The sequence below is a fragment of the Nonomuraea sp. NPDC052116 genome (assembly GCF_040680035.1).
Lineage (GTDB): Bacteria > Actinomycetota > Actinomycetes > Streptosporangiales > Streptosporangiaceae > Nonomuraea > Nonomuraea angiospora_A.
In genome coordinates this window covers 1-19913 of sequence record NZ_JBFAWA010000064.1, presented here as the reverse complement: position 1 = coordinate 19913, position 19913 = coordinate 1, and the positions used below count along the sequence as shown (strand labels likewise).

The 19913-nt window shown below is 73.6% G+C and carries 16 protein-coding genes and 2 riboswitches; of the genes, 3 read left to right on the top strand and 13 right to left on the bottom strand.

What is annotated here, in order from left to right; genetic code table 11:
* Positions 1-25: 25 nt before the first annotated feature.
* The 12 genes from AB0L65_RS60000 to AB0L65_RS59945 all read right to left on the bottom strand — a co-directional run bounded on the left by AB0L65_RS60000 (position 26) and on the right by AB0L65_RS59945 (position 14266).
* Positions 26-1114 (bottom strand): FAD-dependent oxidoreductase, encoded by a 1089-nt coding sequence (locus AB0L65_RS60000; protein WP_364266099.1) that lies wholly within the window; start codon positions 1112-1114, stop codon positions 26-28.
* Positions 1111-2055 carry a hypothetical protein gene (locus AB0L65_RS59995; protein ID WP_364266097.1) on the bottom strand — a complete coding sequence of 315 codons (945 nt, stop codon included), beginning with the start codon at positions 2053-2055 and terminating at the stop codon, positions 1111-1113. Before AB0L65_RS59995 ends, AB0L65_RS60000 begins: the two co-directional genes overlap by 4 nt.
* Before the next feature lie 99 nt (positions 2056-2154).
* On the bottom strand, positions 2155-3576 hold the full coding sequence (locus AB0L65_RS59990) for an RICIN domain-containing protein (RefSeq protein ID WP_364266095.1): 1422 nt from the start codon (positions 3574-3576) through the stop codon (positions 2155-2157).
* A 4-nt stretch (positions 3577-3580) separates the two neighbouring features.
* Positions 3581-3703 (bottom strand): hypothetical protein, encoded by a 123-nt coding sequence (locus tag AB0L65_RS59985; protein ID WP_364266093.1) that lies wholly within the window; start codon positions 3701-3703, stop codon positions 3581-3583.
* A gap of 193 nt (positions 3704-3896) precedes the next feature.
* Positions 3897-5153 carry an amidohydrolase gene (locus AB0L65_RS59980; protein WP_364266091.1) on the bottom strand — a complete coding sequence of 419 codons (1257 nt, stop codon included), beginning with the start codon at positions 5151-5153 and terminating at the stop codon, positions 3897-3899.
* Positions 5150-7153 (bottom strand): hydantoinase B/oxoprolinase family protein, encoded by a 2004-nt coding sequence (locus AB0L65_RS59975; RefSeq protein WP_364266089.1) that lies wholly within the window; start codon positions 7151-7153, stop codon positions 5150-5152. The genes AB0L65_RS59980 and AB0L65_RS59975 overlap by 4 nt, the downstream gene beginning before the upstream one ends.
* A gap of 2 nt (positions 7154-7155) precedes the next feature.
* Positions 7156-9246, bottom strand: coding sequence for a hydantoinase/oxoprolinase family protein (locus tag AB0L65_RS59970; protein WP_364266087.1), 2091 nt, complete (start codon positions 9244-9246; stop codon positions 7156-7158).
* Positions 9243-10043, bottom strand: coding sequence for an ABC transporter permease (locus AB0L65_RS59965; protein WP_364266086.1), 801 nt, complete (start codon positions 10041-10043; stop codon positions 9243-9245). Before AB0L65_RS59965 ends, AB0L65_RS59970 begins: the two co-directional genes overlap by 4 nt.
* Complete coding sequence (locus tag AB0L65_RS59960; protein ID WP_364266084.1) at positions 10036-10893, bottom strand: ABC transporter permease; 858 nt, start codon at positions 10891-10893, stop codon at positions 10036-10038. The genes AB0L65_RS59965 and AB0L65_RS59960 overlap by 8 nt, the downstream gene beginning before the upstream one ends.
* Positions 10890-11987, bottom strand: coding sequence for an ABC transporter ATP-binding protein (locus AB0L65_RS59955; protein ID WP_364266082.1), 1098 nt, complete (start codon positions 11985-11987; stop codon positions 10890-10892). The genes AB0L65_RS59960 and AB0L65_RS59955 overlap by 4 nt, the downstream gene beginning before the upstream one ends.
* A complete protein-coding gene (locus tag AB0L65_RS59950; RefSeq protein ID WP_364266080.1) occupies positions 11966-13066 on the bottom strand; it encodes an extracellular solute-binding protein in 1101 nt (366 codons plus the stop codon). The genes AB0L65_RS59955 and AB0L65_RS59950 overlap by 22 nt, the downstream gene beginning before the upstream one ends.
* Before the next feature lie 54 nt (positions 13067-13120).
* Positions 13121-13241, bottom strand: a riboswitch (SAM riboswitch).
* A gap of 50 nt (positions 13242-13291) precedes the next feature.
* Positions 13292-14266 (bottom strand): DUF5937 family protein, encoded by a 975-nt coding sequence (locus AB0L65_RS59945; RefSeq protein WP_364266078.1) that lies wholly within the window; start codon positions 14264-14266, stop codon positions 13292-13294.
* 59 nt (positions 14267-14325) lie between these two features.
* Between AB0L65_RS59945 and AB0L65_RS59940 the strand changes: the two genes are divergently transcribed.
* The 3 genes from AB0L65_RS59940 (at position 14326) to tenA (ending at position 16725) form a co-directional block, all read left to right on the top strand.
* On the top strand, positions 14326-15540 hold the full coding sequence (locus AB0L65_RS59940) for an MFS transporter (RefSeq protein WP_364266077.1): 1215 nt from the start codon (positions 14326-14328) through the stop codon (positions 15538-15540).
* A gap of 71 nt (positions 15541-15611) precedes the next feature.
* A complete protein-coding gene (locus AB0L65_RS59935) occupies positions 15612-15890 on the top strand; it encodes a hypothetical protein (protein WP_364266075.1) in 279 nt (92 codons plus the stop codon).
* 40 nt (positions 15891-15930) lie between these two features.
* A riboswitch (TPP riboswitch) is annotated at positions 15931-16026 on the top strand.
* Positions 16018-16725, top strand: a complete 708-nt coding sequence (tenA, locus tag AB0L65_RS59930) for a thiaminase II (RefSeq protein ID WP_364266073.1) — start codon at positions 16018-16020, stop codon at positions 16723-16725. It overlaps the preceding riboswitch by 9 nt.
* Here the strand turns inward: tenA and AB0L65_RS59925 are convergent.
* On the bottom strand, positions 16706-19534 hold the full coding sequence (locus tag AB0L65_RS59925; protein ID WP_364266071.1) for a BTAD domain-containing putative transcriptional regulator: 2829 nt from the start codon (positions 19532-19534) through the stop codon (positions 16706-16708). The genes tenA and AB0L65_RS59925 overlap by 20 nt on opposite strands.
* Between the last annotated feature and the right edge of the window lie 379 nt (positions 19535-19913).

Here is a 19913-nt window from a genome sequence, read left to right as displayed (position 1 = left end):
GTCTTCCCGTCCGTCTGTCGTTGGGTCATCCCGCGCGGCGCGGGCTCAAGGCCAGCGCGGTCACGTCGAAGCCGGGGTCCTGGTCGAGGTACAGGTCGCGGACCAGCTCCCCGGCGGCGGGCGCGTTGCACAGGCCGTGCCCGGAGAAGCCGGTCGCGTACAGGAAGGCCGGCGGTCCCGGGTGGTGGCCGATGAAGGCGGTCTTGTCGGGGCTGGCGTCGCGCAGGCCGGTGACGGCGGTGTGCAGCGCGAGCCCGGCCAGGCTCGGGTACGTGGCCGCGAGGCGTTCGGCGACCTGCCGCCGCCACGCCTCCCGGTCGGGCCCCGGGTAGCCCATGCCGATGAGCAGCCGGTCGCCGCGCAGCCGTACCAGCAGGCCGGTGGCGGCGTGCAGGGTGACCGGGATGTCCGGCGTGTCCGGCGGCAGCGGGTCGGTGGTGAGCAGTTCCTGCTCGATGGGTTCGGTGAGCGGCAGGTCCACGCCGGCGTCGCGGACGAGCGAGGCCGACCAGGCGCCGGCGGCGCAGATGATGGCGTCGGCGCCGACGTCGCCGGCGGCGGTCCGCACGAGCCCGGCCCGCGTGTCGATGGCGGTGACCGGGCAGCCGGTACGCAGCGTCGCGCCCGCCTGCTCGGCCGCCCGCGCGTAGGCGGTGACGATGGCCGTGGTGTCGGAGATGTAGGCCTGCGGCGAGTACGCGGCGGCCACCAGCGGGAGGTCCCCGATGAGCGGGTTGCGCTCCCTGGCCTCCTGGGCGCCGATCAGGTTCACGTCGACGCCGGCGGCGTGCTGGGCGGGCAGGTCGGCCTCGAACGCGGTCACCTGGTCGGCCTCGGTGAACAGCACCAGGTAACCGACCTGCCGCAGCGGCAGGTCGATCCCCGGCCTGGTCGGGAAGGCGTGGTAGGCCGCGAGGCTGCGCACGGCCAGCGCCGAGCTGACCGGGTTGCCGGCGAAGTAGGAGCGGACCACGTCGGCGGTGGCGCGCGAGGCGCCGGAGCCGAGCGTGTCCCGCTCCAGCAGCGTGGTGTCGACGCCGGCCTCGGCCAGGTGGAACGCGATCGACAGGCCGATCACGCCGCCGCCGACGACCACTACCTGCGGACCGCTCATACGGGCGTCTCCTCGCGGCGCAGGTGCTCGCCCGCCTCCCATGGGAACAGGTGCAGGTTCCAGCCGCCGAGGCAGTTGCAGTAGAGGGCCATGTGGGCCATGACGGAGACGAAGTCCTCGTGGTCGTCGAGCCGGTCGAGCCCGTCCAGCAGGCGCTGGGTGAAGCCCCACAGGGTGTCGAGGCCGCAGTAGCCGAGGAACTCGGCGGGCGTGTGCGCGAGCTGGCGGGTCATCTGGCGCAGCCACGGCATCGGCATGCCGTCGAGGGCGGCGCGGACGAGGCCGCCGTAGCAGCTGTAGCCGAGCGGCCGGGTCTCGCCGTTGACGAACAGCAGCGTGGTCAGGACCGTCTCGTAGCTGCCGGCGCCGGATGGGATGCGGCCCGCGTGCAGGTCGAGCAGCTCGCGGGGCGGGTCCAGCCAGATGCGCTCGGTCTCGGCGTGCACGTCCTTGACCAGCTCGTTGAGCTGCGGGTCGCCGATGGGCAGGCGCGGGAGCTGGTGGCCGCTGGGCTCGCCCTCGCGGCGCACTTCGGCGATGACGGGCCTCTTGGTGGTGTAGACGGAGTGCCAGACGTCGCGGCCGGCCTGGACCAGGGCGTCGAGGTCCTCCGGGACGACCTGGCCGATCGGGGTGGCGGTCATGGGCTCGGTGAGCTCGCCGTACTTGATGCCGAGATGCTGCAGTCGCGAACAGAACAGGGTGCCGTCGGGCACGGTGCGCCGGTCCACCTTGTATTCCGCTGGTGTGTGCAGCAGCGAATGGACCGGTGCGACGTGGTAGAGGTGATATCCGGCGACCAGGGCGTGCCCCTGCAGGCTACGGTAGGGCAGGGCGTCCCACAGGCACTGGGCCAGGGCGCGGTTGCGCTGGTCGAGTTCGGCGGCCACGGTGATGCCGAGGCTGGGCCAGGTGATTTCCACACGCTTCGATTCGTTCACAATACGTCACTCTAACGTCACGAATTGTGCTGAAAGAGGCGGGGTCGTGCTATTGACCGGTGCTTGACGTGCTCTTCTGTGGCTTGGGTTTCTGGTGGTTCACAGCGGGGTGCGGGTGAACTGCTGGTTCTGGCCGCCGTTGCAGGGATACTGCTTGAACTGCACGTCGTCGGCCTGCGAGGAGCTGGGCAGGTCGGCGCACTTGCCCGAGTGCCTGGCCACCAGGCGCAGGTAGCCGCCGCCCGCGTCCTGCAACGTCCACTGCTGGTTGGCGCCGGTGCCGCACGTGTACTGCTGGAGCGCCGCCCCGTCGGCGGTGGAGGCGCCGTTGACGTCCAGGCACTTGCCGGAGTTGCGGGCCACGACCTGCACGTAGCCGCCGCTGATCGACTGGACGCGCCACTGCTGGTTGGTGCCGCCGCCGCAGGCGTACTGGATGACCGCGGCCGCGTTGGCGGTGGAGCCGCCGCGCACGTCGGCGCACTTGCCGGAGTGGCGCACCGCCAGCCGGTCGTAGCCGGTGCCCGCCGTGGCGATCGTGCCGGCGGCGGCGTCGACGGTGAGCTGGCGCGCGTAGGTCAGGCTCATGGACGTGCTGCTCGGGAACTGCACCGGCAGCCACACGTACCGGGAGTCGTTGACGGGCCCGCCCCACGCGCCGGCCCACCGGTCGCCCAGGTACAGGTACGACGTGCCGGACGTGCCCTGCACCGGCAGCACGTAGGCCGGCTGGGAGCCGAACGTGAGCGAGTCGCCGGTGTTCTGCCAGGAGCTCCACGTGCCGGTGATGCTGGTGGCGGTGGCGTACTGGGCCTGGTTGGGCTGCCAGCCGGTCGCGGCCGAGGTCAGCATGAAGTACACGCCGTCTCGTTTGAACATCGCCGGCGCCTCCCGGTGGTCGCCGGCCCACATGCGCGCCAGAGTGGCCACGTCGGTGTAGTCGGCGCTGAGCCGGTAGACGTGCAGGTCGTAGTTCTCGTTCGCGGCCGAGATCATGTACCCGGTGCCGTCGGTGTCGACGAACGTGGTGATGTCGCGCGACATGTGGCCGAGCGGCCGGAAGCTGCGCAGGTAGGTGTAGGCGCCGTCCACCGTGTTCGAGACGGCCACGGCGGCGCGCGCCTCGCCGTAGTCGCGGCCGTTCTCCTTGTGCATCCACATGACGAACCGTCCGGTGGCGGCGTTGTAGACGACCTTGGGCCGCTCGATGTTGGCGACCTGCAGCTCGGCGGAGCTGGACTGGGTGAGCACGTGGTTGCGGAACTCCCAGGTGCGCAGGTCGGCCGAGCGGTAGGCGGAGACGTAGCGGAAGGTGCCGTCGGCGTTGCGGTTCTCCCCGAACCAGTAGTAGTACGAGCCGACCTTGATCACTCCGCCGCCGTGGGCGTGCAGCAGGTTGCCCGAGGTGTCGGTGAACTGCGCGCCGACCGGCACGGTCACGGGCGCGGCCGTCGCCGGGGTGACGGGGGTCAGTGTGAGCGCCAGGCAGAGCCCGGCCAGCAGGGTCAGGAGACGGGACATGGCGTCAGTCGGTGCAGTTCGCGGGGGACGAGCTCGCGGTGCGGAACGTGTCCGCGTGCGCCGGAGGGGAGGCCAGGGTGACCGCGGCGGCGAGCGCCAGCGCCGGGAGGAGGTGCCGAGGTGCCATCGGGGGTCCCTTTCGCGTGGGGGTCGCGCCAGGAGCGCCACTCCGGCACCCGTCGGACGGCCGGCGCCGGATAGGCACCGCCACCGTAGATCGGGCCGGAGGCGGGCACCAGCCAGGCGCTCGCCCGGCGGCGTCCGCCCAGCTCAGCACGTGAAACTTTCAGCGCAGGACAAGCCCCGGCACCGTCGGCCGGTTACGCCGGTAGCCAGGCCAGCGCGGCGGTGACCAGGGCCTCGACACCCGTGGGCAGGGTGGGGAGGATCTGGGGCGCGAAGAAGGGCGAGTGGTTGCTCGGGACGTCCTCGCGCAGCCGGCCCTCCCGCTCGGCGCGGGCGTACAGGCCGGGGTCGGCGCCGCCGAGGCCCCAGAAGACCGACGGCGCGCCCGCCTCGGCGCCGAACAGGCCGAAGTCCTCGCTGCCCATCAGCGGCGCCATGGCCGGCACCCGCTCGGAGCCGAACCGGCCGGCGAACGCCTCGCGCACCCGGGCCGTGGCGTCGTCGTCGTTGACGGTCAGCGGGAAGGCGTTGAGCGTGCGGATCTCCGGCGGGCGGGGCGCGCCGGAGGCGGCCGCCTCGGCGTTGACCACCCGCTCCACGGCTGCCAGCAAGGTGCGGCGCACCTCGGGGGAGAACGAGCGCAGGTTGATCGTGATCGACGCCTCGTCGGGGATGATGTTCTCCTTGTGGCCCGCGTGGATCTGGGCCACCGTCAGCACCGCCCGCTCGAACGGGGAGACCTCGCGCGAGACGACCGTCTGCAGGCGCATGACGGTCGAGGCGGCCAGGACGACCGGGTCGACGGTCCGCTCCGGCTGCGAGCCGTGCCCGCCCCGGCCGTACAGCCGGATCTCCAGGCTGTCGGCGGCGGCCAGGATCTCGCCGGGGCTGATGAGCAGCGTCCCGGCCGGGTTGGGGAAGACGTGCTGGCCGAGCACGACGTCGGGCGTGCCGATCCGGTCGAACAGCCCGTCGTCCAGCATGGCCCGCGCCCCGGCCGCGATCTCCTCCGCCGGCTGGAACAGCGCCACGAGCGTGCCCCGCCACCGGTCCCGGCCGGCCGCCAGCAGCTGCGCCGCGCCGCTCAGGCACGTCACGTGCATGTCGTGGCCGCAGGCGTGCATGAGCGGCACCCCGTCGGGCGTGGTGGCGGTGCTCGCGTACGGCAGGCCCGTGGCCTCCAGCACCGGCAGCGCGTCCATGTCGGCCCGTAATGCCACCGTGGGGCCCTCGCCGTTGCGCAGCACGCCCGCCACGCCCGTGCCGCCGAGGCCCGTGACGACCTCGAACCCGGCCGCCCGCAGCCGCCCGGCGGCGATGCCCGCCGTGCGCTCCTCCTCGAAGGCGGGCTCGGGGTGCCGGTGCAGGTCCTGATACAGCTCGGCGAGCTCGCCGAGCGCCGGGCCCGCGAGCCCGGCCATGATCGCGTCGATGGCGCCCTGATCGCTCATGCTGACATCCGTTCCAGTTCGGTGATCTCTTGGACGAGGGTACGGCGGGCCGCGTCACGCTGCTCGGGGGAGGGGGCCGTCCTGGGGAAGCCGGCCGGCAGCCCGGCCAGGACGGCGGTGTACAGGGCCGTCCTGCGCGGGGTGCGGGCCGGGCGGGGGAGCCGGAACAGAGCGGCCACCAGGCGGTCGACGGCGGCGGTGTCGAACACCGACTCCCACGCCCGCCGCTCCGCCCCGCCGTCGTGGGCGCCCCGGTCCGGGCGGTGCTCGCGGCGGGCGTCCGCCGTGGCCGGGTCGTCCACGGCCAGACCGCCGTCCACCTCCGCCAGCACCACGCCGTACGCGCGCGCCGCCGCCTCCCGGGAGACCACACCCCGCTCCACGTCCCGCAGCACCGCCTCCGGATCCCTGGTGTACGGGTCGCCGTAGCCGCCCGCGCCCGAGGTCAGCAGCGTGACGACGTCACCGGGCTCCAGCGGCAGCACGTCGATCTTGAAGTGCCTGCGCTCCCGGGCCGTGCCCGGATTGACGATCAGCTCGGTGGCCGCGCCCGGGCCGCCGCCGCGCACGCCCCACGGGCGGAAGCACATCCGCTCCAGCCCCCGGGCCAGCAGCTTCGAGCCCTCCCCGCGCACCCGGAACGTCAGCTCCAGCCCGCACCCGCCGCGCCAGCGCCCGGCGCCTCCCGAGTCGGTACGCAGCCCGTACCTGAGGATCTCGACCCCGATCTCCGTCTCGACGGTCTCGACCGGGTTGTTGGACAGGTTGGAGATGCCGCTGTCGCGGCCGTCCACCCCGTCGGCGCCGTCGCGGGCCCCCGTACCGCCCACCATCGGCTCCAGGACCTGCACGTTCTGGCCGGCGGCGCGCTGCTCGGCGACGACCACGGGCACCACCAGCCCGCTGGAGGCGGCCGGCAGCACGTGCGGGGCGGCCAGCCCGAGCGCGCCGCCGACGGCGTCGTTGACGCGGTTGGCCGAGGCGTGCCGCACGCCCACGGCGGCCGGGTGCACGGGGTTGACCAGCGAGCCCTCGGGCGTGGTGACGGTGATCGGCGCGATGAGCCCCGCGTTGAGCGCGATGCCGGGGTCGAGGGTGCAGATGAGCGCGAGCACCCTGGTGGTGATCCAGGCGTGCGGCCGGCCCAGGGTCGCGATGTTGAACGCCGCGGCGACCTGCGGATCCGTACCGGTGAAGTCGAGGTGCAGGTCGCCCGCGCGCAGCGTCGCGGCGACCGACAGGCGGACCGGGAGGCTGGAGACGGCGTCGTCGTCGAGGTAGTCGACGAAGCGGTGGGTGCCGTCGCCGAGCGCGGCCAGGGCGGCGCGTGCCTTGCCCGCGGTGTACTCGACCAGGTCGCGCTGCGCGTCGAGCACGGTGGCCAGGCCGTGCTGGGCGACGACGCCGGCCAGCCGCTCCCGGCCGGTGCGCAGCGCCGCGCGCATGGCCCTGATGTCGCCCAGGTTCGCCTCGGGGGTGCGGCTGTTGGCCGAGATCAGCGCCTCCACGTCGCGGCTCGGCTCCCCGGCGCGCACCAGCTTGACCGGCGGGATCTGCAGGCCCTCCTGGAAGATCTCGTCGTTGACCGGCGACAGGCTGCTCGGCACCCGGCCGCCGATGTCGGAGCAGTGGATGAACGCCCAGCCGTAGCCGACCAGCTCGCCGTCGTGGAAGTACGGCTCGATGAGCTGGATGTCCGTCAGGTGGGTGGCCAGGCCGCCGGAGCGGTACGGGTCGTTGGTGATGATCACGTCGCCGGGCTCCAGCGGGCCGGCGGCCTGGACGGCGGTCAGCACGTTCAGGCCGACGAAGCCGGAGACGCCGATGCCGCGCGGGTAGGCGACGAAGCCGCCGTCCAGGCCCGCGAAGGCGCAGCAGAAGTCGGCGGTCTCCTTGACGTACAGGGAGCGGCTGGTGCGCTGCAGGGTGAGGCACATCTCCTCGGTCATGGCGCTGAGCCGGTTGCCGACGATCTCCATGGTGACGGGGTCGAGCCGCACGTTCAGGCCTTCCGACGGGGGTTGTGGGCGCCGTCCGTCCGGCGCAGGTGCAGGTTGCCGGCCTCGTCCACGTCCGCCGACCAGCCGGGCGGCACGACCACGGTGGTGTCGTCCTGCTCGACGATCGCCGGGCCGTCGAACGCGTCCCCCACGCCGAGGGACGCGCGCAGGTGGACGTGGGCGTCGTGCCAGGCGCCGGCCAGCAGGACCCGCCTGCGGGCCGTGGGACGGGGCGCGCCCGCGCCCGGAGGGACGGCGGCGGGCGGCAGCTCGGCCGCCGGACCGACCACGCCGAGCCTGGCGGTGCCGAGCTCGATGGTCGCGCTCTGGTCGCGGAAGCCGTACAGGCGCTCGTGCTCGGCGTGGAACGCCTCGGAGACCGCCTCGACGTCAAGGCGGTCCGGGTCGAGGGCGACGCGGAGCTCGTACGCCTGGCCGGAGTAGCGCAGGTCGGCCGCGAACGACAGCCGTCCCCGCAGCCGGGCCTCGCCGTCCTGCTCGGCCAGCCACTCCCGGGCCCGGGCGGACAGCTCGGCGAGCACGCCCGCCAGGCGGGTGGCGCTCGCGGCGTCCAGGGGGAGGCGCAGGCTGCGGGCGAAGTCGCGGCGCAGGTCGGCGCCCGCCGCGCCCAGGGCGCAGAACGTTGCGGCGGTCGGCGGGACCACGATGTGCGCGATCCCGACCTCCTCGGCGAGCATGGCGGCGTGCGTCGGGCCCGCGCCGCCGAACGGCACGAGCGCGAACCGCCGCGGATCGAGCCCGCGCTGCGCCATGATCTTCTGCAGCTCGGTCGCCATCCCCGCCGTCGCCACCCGCAACGCCGACGCCGCCACCCGGTACGCGGCCAGGTCGTCACCGGCGGCATCCGGCCCGGCGATGCCCGACAGGGCCTTGAGCGAGGCGCCGGCGTCGAGGGGCATCCGGCCGCCGAGGAACGTGCGCGGGTCGATCAGCCCGGTCGCCAGGTAGCAGTCCGTCACGGTCGGCCGGTCGCCGCCCCGGCCGTACGCCGCAGGCCCGGGGTCGGCGCCCGCGCTGCCCGGCCCGACCTTGAGCACACCCGGCCCGTCCACCCAGACGACCGAGCCGCCCCCGGCCCCGATCGCGTGCACGGCCACGACCGGCACGATCAGGGGCAGCCCGCCCACCGTGGTGTGGGTGGCCAGCTCGGGCGACCCGTCCACGGACACGGCGATGTCGCTGCTGGTCCCGCCCATGTCGAACGTGACGATGGCCCCCGCGCCCAGCCGGGCGGCGGCGGCCACTCCGGCGGCCGGTCCCGACAGCACGGTCTCGACGGGTCGTTCCGCGGCCGAGCGCAGGCTCATCGAGCCGCCGTTGGACGCGCTGATGAAGATCGGCGCCGACAGCCCGAGCCCGCGCACCCGGCTCTCCAGGCGGGCGAAGTAGTCGCGCATGAGCGGCTGGATGTAGGCGTTCATGCAGGCCACCAGGGCACGCTCGTACTCGCGTACCTCCGGCCACACGGTCGCCGAGGCCGTCACCGGCAACGCGGGCAGCCGCTCGCGCAGGCCCGCCGCGACGCCCTCCTCGAAGGCCGGGTCGGTGTAACCGTGCAGGATCACGACCGCCGCCGCGTCGGCGCCGGTGGCCCGCAGCCGCGCGGCGACGCGGTCCAGCTCTGCGGCGTACGGCTGGGCCACGGGTTCGCCACGCGGGCCCAGCCGGGCGGAGATCTCGACGATGAGGTTGCGGGGGACGAGGGGCTCCTCCTTGCCCGCGTACAAGTCGAAGGAGGACGGCATGCGGCTGCGGCCGATCTCCAGGATGTCGCGGTAGCCCTCGGTCACGACCAGGGCGATGCGCGCGCCGCGCCGCTGGATGACGGCGTTCAGGCCGATCGTGGTGCCGTGGACGAGGCCCGAGACCTCGTCCGGCCGCAGGTCCGCGCGGGCGAGGAGGGCCGCCAGCCCGTCCGCGACCGCCAGGGACGGGTCGGCGGGCGTGCTCGGCTCCTTGTGGTGCACCACGAGGCCGCGGTCCGGTACGGAGGCCACGAGGTCGGTGAACGTCCCCCCGACGTCGATGCCGATCCGCGCGCCGGTCGCGCTTGCCGTACCAGTGCTTGTCATAGGGCCTCCGAAATGCGAGCGAATCGGTCCGCGACCACCATCACCACCACGCTCGCCGCCATGAGCAGCGTGGACACCGCGGCCATCGACGGGTCGAGCTGGTACTGCACGGCCGAGAAGATGCGCAGCGGCACCGTCGTGGTGTTCGCGCCCGCCACCAGGGCCGTGACGGCGACCTCGCCGAGCGAGGTGACCGCGGCGAGGATCGCGCCTGCGAGGATGCCGGGCCGCAGCAGCGGCAGCGTCACGGTCAGGAACACCCGGACCGGCCCGGCGCCCAGGCTCAGGGCGGCCCGCTCCAGCGCCGGGTCGAGCTGCGCGGCGCTCACCATGACCGCCCGCACCACGAACGGCAGCGCCACCAGCGAGTGCGCCAGCCACAGCCCGGTCACCGAGTTGACGAGGCCGACGCCGTGGAAGTAGTAGAGCAGGCCGAGCGCGACGATGATCTCCGGGACCATCAGCGGGGACAGCGCGAACCCCTGCAGCAGCCGCCGCCCGGGGAACGACCCCCGCGTCAGCGCGTACGCCGCCGGCGTCCCGATGACCACGGTCGTCGGCACCACCAGGAGCACCAGCAGGCCGCTCAGCCGGAACGAGACCTGCCAGTCGGGCGAGCCGAGCACCTCGGCGTACCAGCGCAGCGACAGCCCCGACGGCGGGAACGCCATCGAGCCCGCCCGGTTGAACGAGCTCGTCACCAGCACGACCAGCGGCGCGATCAGGAACAGGAACACCAGCGCCGCCAGGGCCGCGGCCACCAGCCGCACGATCCTGTCGTAGCCCCGCTCACCCATGAAGGCGCCTCTCCCAGATCCGGAACACGCCCGCCAGCAGCCCCGTGGACACGACGGTCAGCGCGAGCAGCGCGAAGCTCAGCGCCGCCGCCACCGGGTAGTCGAACACCGTCGTCACCTGGTCGTAGACCCGGATGCCGGTCAGCGGCTGGGTCACCCCGCCGACCAGCAGCGGCGTGATGTAGATGCCCATGGCCAGCGCGAAGACGATGAGGGCGCCGGCGACCGCGCCGGGCAGGCTGAGCGGGACCGTGACCCGCAGGAACGTCCTGACCGGCCCGGCTCCGAGCGTCTGCGAGGCCCGGTGCAGGTTGCGGTCCAGCCCGCCGAGCGCCGTCGTGAGCGGGATGATCGCGAACGGCAGCAGCACGTGCGTCACCGCGACCACGACGGCCGGGTAGCTGGTGAGCAGCTGGGCGGGCTGGTCACGCAGCCCGGAGGCGACGAGCGCCCGGTTGACGAGCCCGTTGCCGGACAGCAGCACGACCCATCCGTAGGTGCGTACGACCACGCTGGTCAGCAGCGGCGAGATCACGATGACGAACAGCAGGGTCCGCACGACGCCGGGCCGCCGGCGGGCCAGGAAATACGCGGCCGGGTACGCCAGCGCCACGCACAGCACCGCCACCAGGAGCGCGGTGGCCAGGGTCCGGAGCAGGGAGCCGTAGAAGTACGGCTCGGTCAACACCCGGGCGTACTGCTCGAAGGTGAATCCGGGCAGCGCCGCGTTGAAGGCGCCGACGGGGCTGAAGCTGAGCCGCAGCAGCCCTACGAGGGGGACCAGGAACAGGGCGGCCAGGAAGGCGACGAGCGGCAGGATGTACGGCAGGCCCGCCCAGCGGCGTGTCATGGCGACTCCGTTTCCAGGAGGATGACGTCGGCCGGATCCCAGTGCGCCACCACGGACGTGCCCGCGCCGGGCGGATCTCCGGCGCCGGTGTCGGCGACCCGCACGCTCAGGGTGCGTCCGTCGGCCAGCCGCACCTCCACGTGCCAGGCGTCCCCGGCGAAGGCCCGATACCCCACCGTCCCGGCCACGCCGCCGGCCCCCGGGCCTTGTGTGGCCAGGCGGATGCGTTCGGGGCGGACGGCGACGACGGCGCGGTCGCCCGCCCGGAGCGACAGCGGGCCGCACTCGACGACGATCCCGCCGGAGTCCAGCGCGCCCGAGTCGGTCACCGTGCCCTCCAGGACATTGGCCGCGCCGATGAACTGCGCGACGAACCGGGTGGCCGGCCGCCGGTAGACCTCGTCGGGCGTGCCGAGCTGCTCGACCCGGCCGCCGTTCATGACGGCCACCCGGTCCGACAGCGCGAGCGCCTCCTCCTGGTCGTGCGTGACGAAGACCATGGTGGTGCCGATGCGCCGCTGGATGGCGCGCAGCTCCACCCGCATCTCCCTGCGCAGCTTGGCGTCCAGGTTGGACAGCGGCTCGTCCAGCAGCAGCACGGCGGGCCGGATGGCCAGGGCGCGGGCGAGGGCGACCCGCTGCTGCTGCCCGCCGGACAACTGGCGGGGCCGCCGCCCGGCGTACCCCTCCAGGCCGACCAGGCTCAGCGCCTCCCGCACCCGCTCGTCCCGCTCCCGCCGGTCGAGCCGGCGCACGCGCAGCCCGTACGCCACGTTGGCGGCCACGGTCATGTGCGGGAAGAGCGCGTAGTTCTGGAACACCATGCCCAGACCCCGCCGGTACGGGGGTCGCCGGGTCACGTCGGAGCCGTCGATCACGATCCGCCCGGCCGTGGGCTGGACGAACCCGGCGACGCAGTTGAGCAGCGTCGTCTTGCCGCAGCCGCTGGGCCCGAGGATCGACAGGAACTCGCCCTTGCGGATCGACAGCCGGTCCAGGTCGAGCACGCGCGCGCCGTCGTACCCGGCGGCGAGCCCCTCGATCTCGACGTGCCCGCCGCCTTCTTCCGGGGTCAGCCGAAGATCTGGTTCCACCGCTGCTGCCATTCGTTCAGCTTCGGGGTGGCGACCGCGTAGTCCACCCAGATGAACTTCTTGAAGACGTCGGGACCGTGCTTCACCTTCTGCTCGAACGGCTCGCCGTAGGAGATCGAGTCGTTGCCCGCGGCGTACCAGGTGCCCTCGGCGAACGGCTGCTGGTTCTGCGCGGCCGTCAGGTGGTCGAGGAACTTGTTCGCCAGGTCGCCCTTCTGCGTCCCCGCGGCGATGAAGTACGAGGTCAGCGCGCCGACGGGGCCGGACTTGGGGTAGGTGAAGCCGATCGGGGAGCCGGCCTGGGCCATGGCGAAGGCGCGGCCGTCCCAGAAGGGCATGATCCAGGCGTCGCCGTTCTCGATGACGGTGGCGGCGTTGCCCGCGTTGGCGGGGAAGGAGGACACGCAGCCCTTCAGCGTCGCGAGCCTGTCGAACGCCTTGTCCACGGCGGCCGGGTCGGACAGCGTGCCGCCCTGGGAGGTGACGAGGGCGGAGAAGAACTCCAGGCCGGGGTTGTAGGTGAGCGGCGGGAGGGCGACGTGGCCGCAGTACTGCTTGTCGAAGATGTCCGCCCAGTCCGCGGGCGGCGTCTTGATCTTGTCGGTGCGGTAGAGGAGGCCGGTGGAGCCGGTGGTCAGCGGCACGCCGTACTGCTTGCCGTCGTACGCGGACTTGCCGGCGAGCACCGGGTCCAGCTCCTTGAAGTGCGCCAGTTTGTCGGTGGCCAGCGGCTGGAGCAGCCCGGCGGAGGCCGCGGGCAGTGACGCGTCCGGCGTGAACGCGATGACGTCGAACGGCGGGTTCTTGCCGCCGGCCGCGCGCAGCTTGGTGAGCCATTCGGCGTTCGCGCCGTAGACGAGGTTCACCTTGGCGCCGGTGTCGCGTTCGAACGGCTCCACGAACGACTTCTTGAACAGCTCCCCCCACGCGCCCGCGAACGCGGTCACCGTGAGCTCCTGCTTCGCCGCGCCGCCGGTGGAACCGCCCGTGGAGCCGCCCGTGTCGACGCCGCCGCAGGCCGTGACCGCCAGCGCGACCACCATGCCCAGTCCCGCGAGGCGAGTGAATCCGCCCTTCATCTTTCCCTTTCCTTTTCGAGCAGCCGGCCAAGGGCGCAGGGCAGCACGACTCGACATCCGCGCTTGCCGCCAGGAGCACCGTTCGGCTCGACGACCGTGTCATCACCCGGGGCACCCCGCCGCGGTGGGAGGGTTGCCGTCCAGCAAGCCGGGGCTTCGCACTGGACTCGTGACATAAGCGACTATATCAGTAGGATTTACATGAATAGGACATGAGGGGATGGGTCAGCCGTTGACCAGGGCGTCGCCGAGGGGCGTGCGCGCGTACAGGACGCCGCGGCCGACGCGGGTGCCCGCGATCAGGCCCGTCCTGCGCAGCGCCGCCAGATGGCCGCCCGTGGTGCCCAGGCTCTGCCCGAGCAGGGCCGCGAGCTGGGTGGTGGTGGCGGGCTCGGCCAGCTCGGCGAGGATGCGGGCGCGGCTGCGGCCGATCAGGGCCGACAGGTCGGCGTCGGCCACGGCGGGCACGGCCGCGGCGCCCCTCGCGGGGTAGATCATCGCGTACGGCCAGGCGTCCTCCAGATAGGCGCCGACGGCGGTCGTGAACGCCGACGGCAGGAAGAGCAGCCCCTTGCCGCCGAGCCGGCGCAGCCCGTGGAGGCTGGTCAGCTCGACCTCGATCTGCCCCCGGGGCCGCCAGTGGACCTGCGGGCTGAGGTCCTCCAGCGCCGCCGCCCAGCCGTAGGCCGCCAGCCGTCCCGCCCGATGGGCGACGTCGCGCTGCAGGATCGCGCGGAAGCGCGGCCACTCGTGGGAGACGACCTCCGTCCAGAGCGCCTCGTACGCGTCGGCGAACCGCTCCACCACCCGCGGTCCCGCCAGCAGCTCCCTGACCCCGTCCGCCACCGGCCGCCCGGCGAGCGCCCGGGCGATCTCCGCGTGCGCCTGCTCCAGCGGCGTCCTGCGCATGGCGGCCAGCTCCGCCTCGAACGGCACGTCCACCGCCGTCGGCGGCGGGGCGATGAAGGCGACGTTCGTGCCGCGCCGGTTGCCGCTGATCGCGTCCGCGGCCCGCAGCACGGGGTGGACGCGTTCGAGTTCCCGGTACGTGCCCCGCCACCGCGCGGCCCACCGGCCGTGCACGCCCGCCTCCAGCCGGCCCGCCAGCACCCACTGCGCGTGCATGGTCTCGATCAGCGGCGAGATCGCGAACCTGGTCGCCACCAGGTCCTGCGGGGTGACCTCGATTCTTACGGGCACCTTTCGGTTATATCCGAAAGAGTCGCCAGTTCGCCGGTCCGGTCCGCACCATCGTGGACGTGAATGGCGCGACGTTCGGCGAGGTGTTCGCCGTCAAGGAGTTCCGGGTCCTGTTCGGCAGCTTCGCGCTGCTGGTCGGCGGGGACTCGATCAAGATGCTGGCCCTGTCCGTGCTGGTCTATGCGCGGACCGGCTCGGCCGGCCTGTCGGCCGCCGCGTACATGGCCGGCTGGCTGCCGTTCATCGTGGGCGGGCTGTTGCTGCTCTCGCTGGCCGACCGGCTGCCGCCGCGGGCGCTGATGGTGACCGGCGAGGTGGTCCGGGCGGTGACGTGCCTGCTGCTGGCCTACGCGCGGCTGCCGGTCTGGGCGATGCTGGCGCTGGTGCTGGTCACGGGGCTGTTCACGCCGGTCTTCTTCGCCGCGCGGGCGGCGATGCTGCCCGACGTGCTGCCCGGCGACGCGTTCGTGCTCGGGCGGTCGGTCCTGAACGTGGCCTCCGCGAGCGCGCAGATCGCCGGGCTGGCGGCCGGGGGCGCGTTCCTGGCCGTCGCCGGGCCCTCGGGGGCGCTGGCCACCACCGCGGGCCTGGCCGCGGTGGCCGCCGTGGTGCTGCGGGCCGGACTGCCGTACCGGCCCGCCCGGGGCACGGCGCGAGCGGGCACGGTGGGAGCGGGCACGGTACGCCAGACGCTGCGGGTCAACCGGCGGCTGCTGGCCGACGGGCGGGTGCGCGGGCTGCTGCTGGCGGGGTGGCTGCCGTGCGTGTTCCTGGCCGGGGCCGAGGCCATGGTCGTGCCCTATCTGGGCGGGCAGGGGCAGGCCGGGGTGGTGCTCGCGGCGGCGGCCGGCGGGATGGCGGTGGGGGAGTTCGCGGTGGGCAGGTTCGCCGCGCCGGGGCTGCGGGAGCGGCTGTCGTTTCCGCTGGCGGTGCTGCTCGGCGTGCCGTGGGTGGGGTTCGCGCTCGGGCCGGGGATGGCGTGGGCCGCCGTGCTGGCCGCGGTGGCGACCGCGGGGCTGTCGTACCAGCTGGGGTTGCAGCTGCGGTTCGTGGAGTCGGTGCCCGAGGAGGTGCGGGGGCAGGCGTTCGGGCTGCAGTCGTCCGGGCTGATGACGGGGCAGGCGGCCGGGGCGGCGCTGGTCGGGGCGCTCGGAGAGGTGATCGCGCCCGGGCCCGCGATCGCGGTGGCGGGCGGTGCCGGGGTCCTGGTCGCGCTGGCGCTGGCGGGCGTGCTGCGCCCGGACGGCATGCGCGAAGCGGCCCCTCACCTCTGACCGGCCGCACCCTCGGCGCGGGCGCGGAAACCCCCCGCGATCGGGCGTGTCCCGGCTATATGGTGCCGTTCGTGGACACTCTGGAAAGCCTCGTCATCGCCCGGCGGCTGCGCGTCCCCATCGGCGCCGCGCCCGCCGGATCCGGGTCCGGCTGGGGGGAGACCGCCGCCCGCCAGCTCGACGCGGCGCTGCTCAGCGTCTTCCTGCGCGGCGCCGACGGCGGCTGGCTGGTGAAGTGGCTGCACCTCTACCTGAAGGGCCACCCCGGCTTCAACCAGGTGGAGGGCAACCGCGTCAGCGCCTCCCGGAGGGGGCGCGGGTCTACACCCCTGGCACGCTGCACGAGCTGATCCCCGCCTGACACGACCGGGCCGGGCCTCTGCTAGCGTTGGCCGTGACGCGGGGTGCCCGGGCTGCCGGGCTGAGATCACACCCGTCGAACCTGATCTAGTTCGCACTAGCGAAGGGACGTCATCGGTGACCTTCTGTGAGAAAATCTGGACGCGCACGGCCACGCTGCTCGAGGCGATCCACGACCACCCGTTCAACGTCGCGCTCGGCGACGGCACCCTCGACCGCGAGCGGTTCGCGTTCTACCTGGTCCAGGACGGCCGCTACCTGGTGGCCTACGCCAAGGTCCTCGCGACCGCCTCGGCCCGCGCGGGCTCCCCGGCCGACGCCGCGTTCTTCGCGCAGAGCGCGCACACGGCGCTCGTCGTCGAGCGGGCCCTGCACACCGGCTACCTCGAGGAGTTCGGGCTGACGGCCGGCGAGACGGCGGCCGTCGCCACCTCGCCGACCTGCCTGGCCTACTCCTCCTACCTCCAGGCCACGGCCCTGGCCGCCCCGTTGCCCGTGCTCGCCGCCGCCGTGCTGCCGTGCTTCTGGGTCTACCAGGACGTCGGCGCGGCACTGCTCGAACGTACGGCGGGCGCGGCCGACCACCCGTACCGGACCTGGATCGGCACCTACTCCGACCCCGCCTTCGCCGCCTCGGTGGAGCAGGCCAAGGCCATCACCGACCGGCTGGCCGAGAGCGCCGACCCCGAGACGCGCCGGGCGATGGACGAGGCGTTCTGCCGGGCCACCGAGTACGAGTGGATGTTCTGGGACAGCGCCTGGCGCCTGGAGACCTGGCCCACGGGACAGTGGCTCCGGCCGCAGCTCACGCGAACGACTCGCTGAGCTCCCTGCGCAGCTCACGGGCCTGGTGCAGGTAATCGGTGGCCAGCGCGGTGCGGCCGGACGAGCGGTACAGCTCGCCGAGCGTCTGGTACGTGTCCGCCTCCCCGCTGCGATCCCCCAGTTGCTGGAAGATCACCAGGGAGCGCTTCAACTGGTCGGAGCCGTCCGAACGGTCGCCCCTGGCCACCTGGAGCCCGCCCAGGTTCCGCATCGCGTACGCGCCGCAGTGGCGGTCGCCGAGCGCCTCGAAGATGCCCAGCGCGTGCCCCTGGTAGCGCATGGCCCGGTCCGACTGGGCGAACAGGTCGTACATGCGGCCGAGCTGCATCGACACGCAGCCCTCGCGGTGGGCGTCGCCGAGCTCCTCGGCCAGCCGCAGCGCGTCCCCCAGCCACCGGGACGCCTGCTGCAGGTCCCGCAGCGACAGGTAGACGCGCCCGATGGCCTGCCGCGCGTACGCCTCGCCGCTGCGGTCGCCGATGGCCAGGAACATGGCCAGCGCCTGCCGGAAGGACGCGAGCGCCTTGAGATGCCGGTTGGAGAACTGGCTGACCGCCGCCAGCCCGCAGATCGAGATGGCCTCGCTCCGCGTGTCGCCCAGCTCGTGGAAGATGACGCGGGCCCGCTTGAACATGTCCTCGGCCTCGGCGTACCGGTCCTGGTAGAGGCAGACCTGGGCCAGGCCGCGCAGCATGGCGGCCTCCCCGAGGCGGTCGCCGGCCGCGCGGGCGCTGTCGAGGGCGAGGCGGTGCGTCAGCTGCCACTCGTCCAGCAGGCAGTGCAGATCGAAGTACGGGACCAGGGTGGCGGCCAGCCCCCATGCGGACTGGGCCAGGCCCGCGCCGGCGGCGAGCTGTACGGCCTCGACCAGGGACTCCCGCTCGGCGTCGAACCACGACAGCGGCTGGGCGGTCAGGCGGCCGAGGGTCTCCCGCTCCAGGCTCCAGCGGGGCGCGAGGTCGGACGTCAGCCCGAAGAGAGTGGTGGGCAGCCGCAGGGAGGCGTGCTCGGCGGCGGTCAGCCAGCCGCCGAGCACCCGGGCCAGCGCGTGCCGCTCGGTGTCGCCGCCCGCCTTCTCCTTGGCGGCGCAGCGGATCAGGTCGTGGAGTCGGTAGCGGGGCTGGCCGACGTGGTCGGTGCCGGCCAGCCGCAGGAGGTTCGCGTCCACCAGGGTGTCCACGACGGCGTCGGCCCTGGGCCGGTCGAGCACGGCGTCGGCCACCCAGCCGGGCACGGACTGCTCGCCGAGCAGGCCGATCGCGCGGAAGGCCAGGGCGGCGTCGTCGGACAGCCGCCGGTAGCTGAGCTCGAACGAGCCGCGTACCTCCAGGTCGCCGGCGCGTAACTCGTCGAGGCGGCCGGCCTCGTCCTCCAGCCGCTGCCGCAGCACCCCCAGCGACCAGCCGGGCCGTCCGGACAGCCGGGCCCCGGCCACGCGGACGGCCAGCGGTAAGTGGCCGCAGGAGCGCACGATCGCCTGGGCTGCCTCGCGCTCCTCGGCCACCCGTTCGGGGCCGACGATCCGGCCCAGGAGCTGCTCGGCCTCCGCGGGCGGCAGCACGTCGAGTTCGAGCTGGAGCGCGCCGGGGAGCTCGGCGATCCGCCGGCGGCTCGTGACGAGCACCGCGCTGCCGCTGCCGGGGAGCAGGGCGCGTACCTGGGCGGTGTCGGCGGCGTCGTCGAGGAGGACGAGCATCGGGCGCTCGGACAGCAGGGAGCGGTAGAGCGAGGCCCGCTCGCGCACGGTCGGCGGCAGCGCCGGCTCCGCGACGCCCAGCGCGCGCAGCGCCTCGGCCAGGAGGGTGAGCGGGTCGGCGGGTTCGGCCTCGGTGCCGCCCAGGCACAGGTAGAGCTGGCCGGCGGGGTAGCCCGCCCGTAACGCGTGGGCGCAGTGCACGGCCAGCGCGGACTTGCCCACACCCGGAGGTCCGGTCACCACGGCGATCGCGGGCGGCCCGTCCGGCCGGTGGGCCTCGGGGGACAGGGCGCGCGTCACGGCCGCGACGTCCCGCGCCCTGCCGGTGAAGTCCGGCACGTCCGCGGGGAGCTGGTGGGGCGCCGCCGCGACGGGCGCGGGCGGGGCGTCGCCCGCCAGCACGGACGCGTGCACGTCACGTAACTCCTGCCCCGGCTCGATGCCCAGCTCGTCCACGAGCTGCCGCCTGATCGTGGCGTAGGCGTTCAGGGCCTCGGCCCGCCGGCCGCTGTGGTGCAGGGCGAGGATCAGCTGCTGCCACAGGTCCTCGCGGTAGGGGTGCTCGCCGATCAGGTCGCGCAGGTCGTCGATCGCGGCGGCGTGCTCGCCGCGCGCCAGCTTCAGCGCCACCAGCTCCTCGAACGCGGCCAGCCGGGCCTGGGTGAGCGCGCGCAGCCGCCCGTCCCACAGCGGGCTGGCGGGCAGGTCGCCGAGCGGGGTGCCGCGCCACAACGCCAGCGCCCGGCGTAAGTGCTCCGCCGCCTCCTCGGTACGCCCCGCCGCCCGCGCCCTGGCCACCAGGTCCTCGAACTCCAGGGCGTCCAGCCGCCCCGTGTCGAGCTGCATCACGTAACCGGAGGGCCGGGCCTCGATCTGGACGCCGGCCGAGCGCAGCGTGCTCACGTACGTGCGCAGGTTGGCCACGGCCGAGGACGGCTGCGTCCGGGGCCACAGCACCTCGACGAGCGCCTCCGAGCTGACCACCTCGTTGGCCTCCAGCAACAGCGAGGCGAGCAGGAGCCTGGGCTTCCTGCCCGCGATGCGTAGGGGCCCTGCCGGGACCCGGGCCTGCAGCGGCCCAAGAACACTGAATACGGGCTGTTCAACCACCATGACCGCGCGTTCTCCTGAGCTGGGCGCCGTGCGAGGGCGTCCGTTGGTGAAGCGTTCAAGCTGGAAGGGCCTTTATACCGATTTTGGATGTTCTTTGTATGCCGGACTCGCAATCTTGATCCCCAGCAAGAGCGCTTCGGAAGATCTAACGGACAAGATTCGCGGCTCCGGCGGGCATCGCCCCTCGCTGCGCGCAGAAAGGTATCCGCATGAGAACCAGAGGGGTGCTTACGGCCGGGCTCGCCCTGCTCTTCAGCCTCACGACCGGCCCGATCGCGACGGCATGGGCCGCTCCGACGCCGTCTCCGTCGCCGACGTCCTCGTCGAAGGAGGACGAGGGGGAGATGGGCAACCCGGACAACCAGGTGGACGTCCCGCC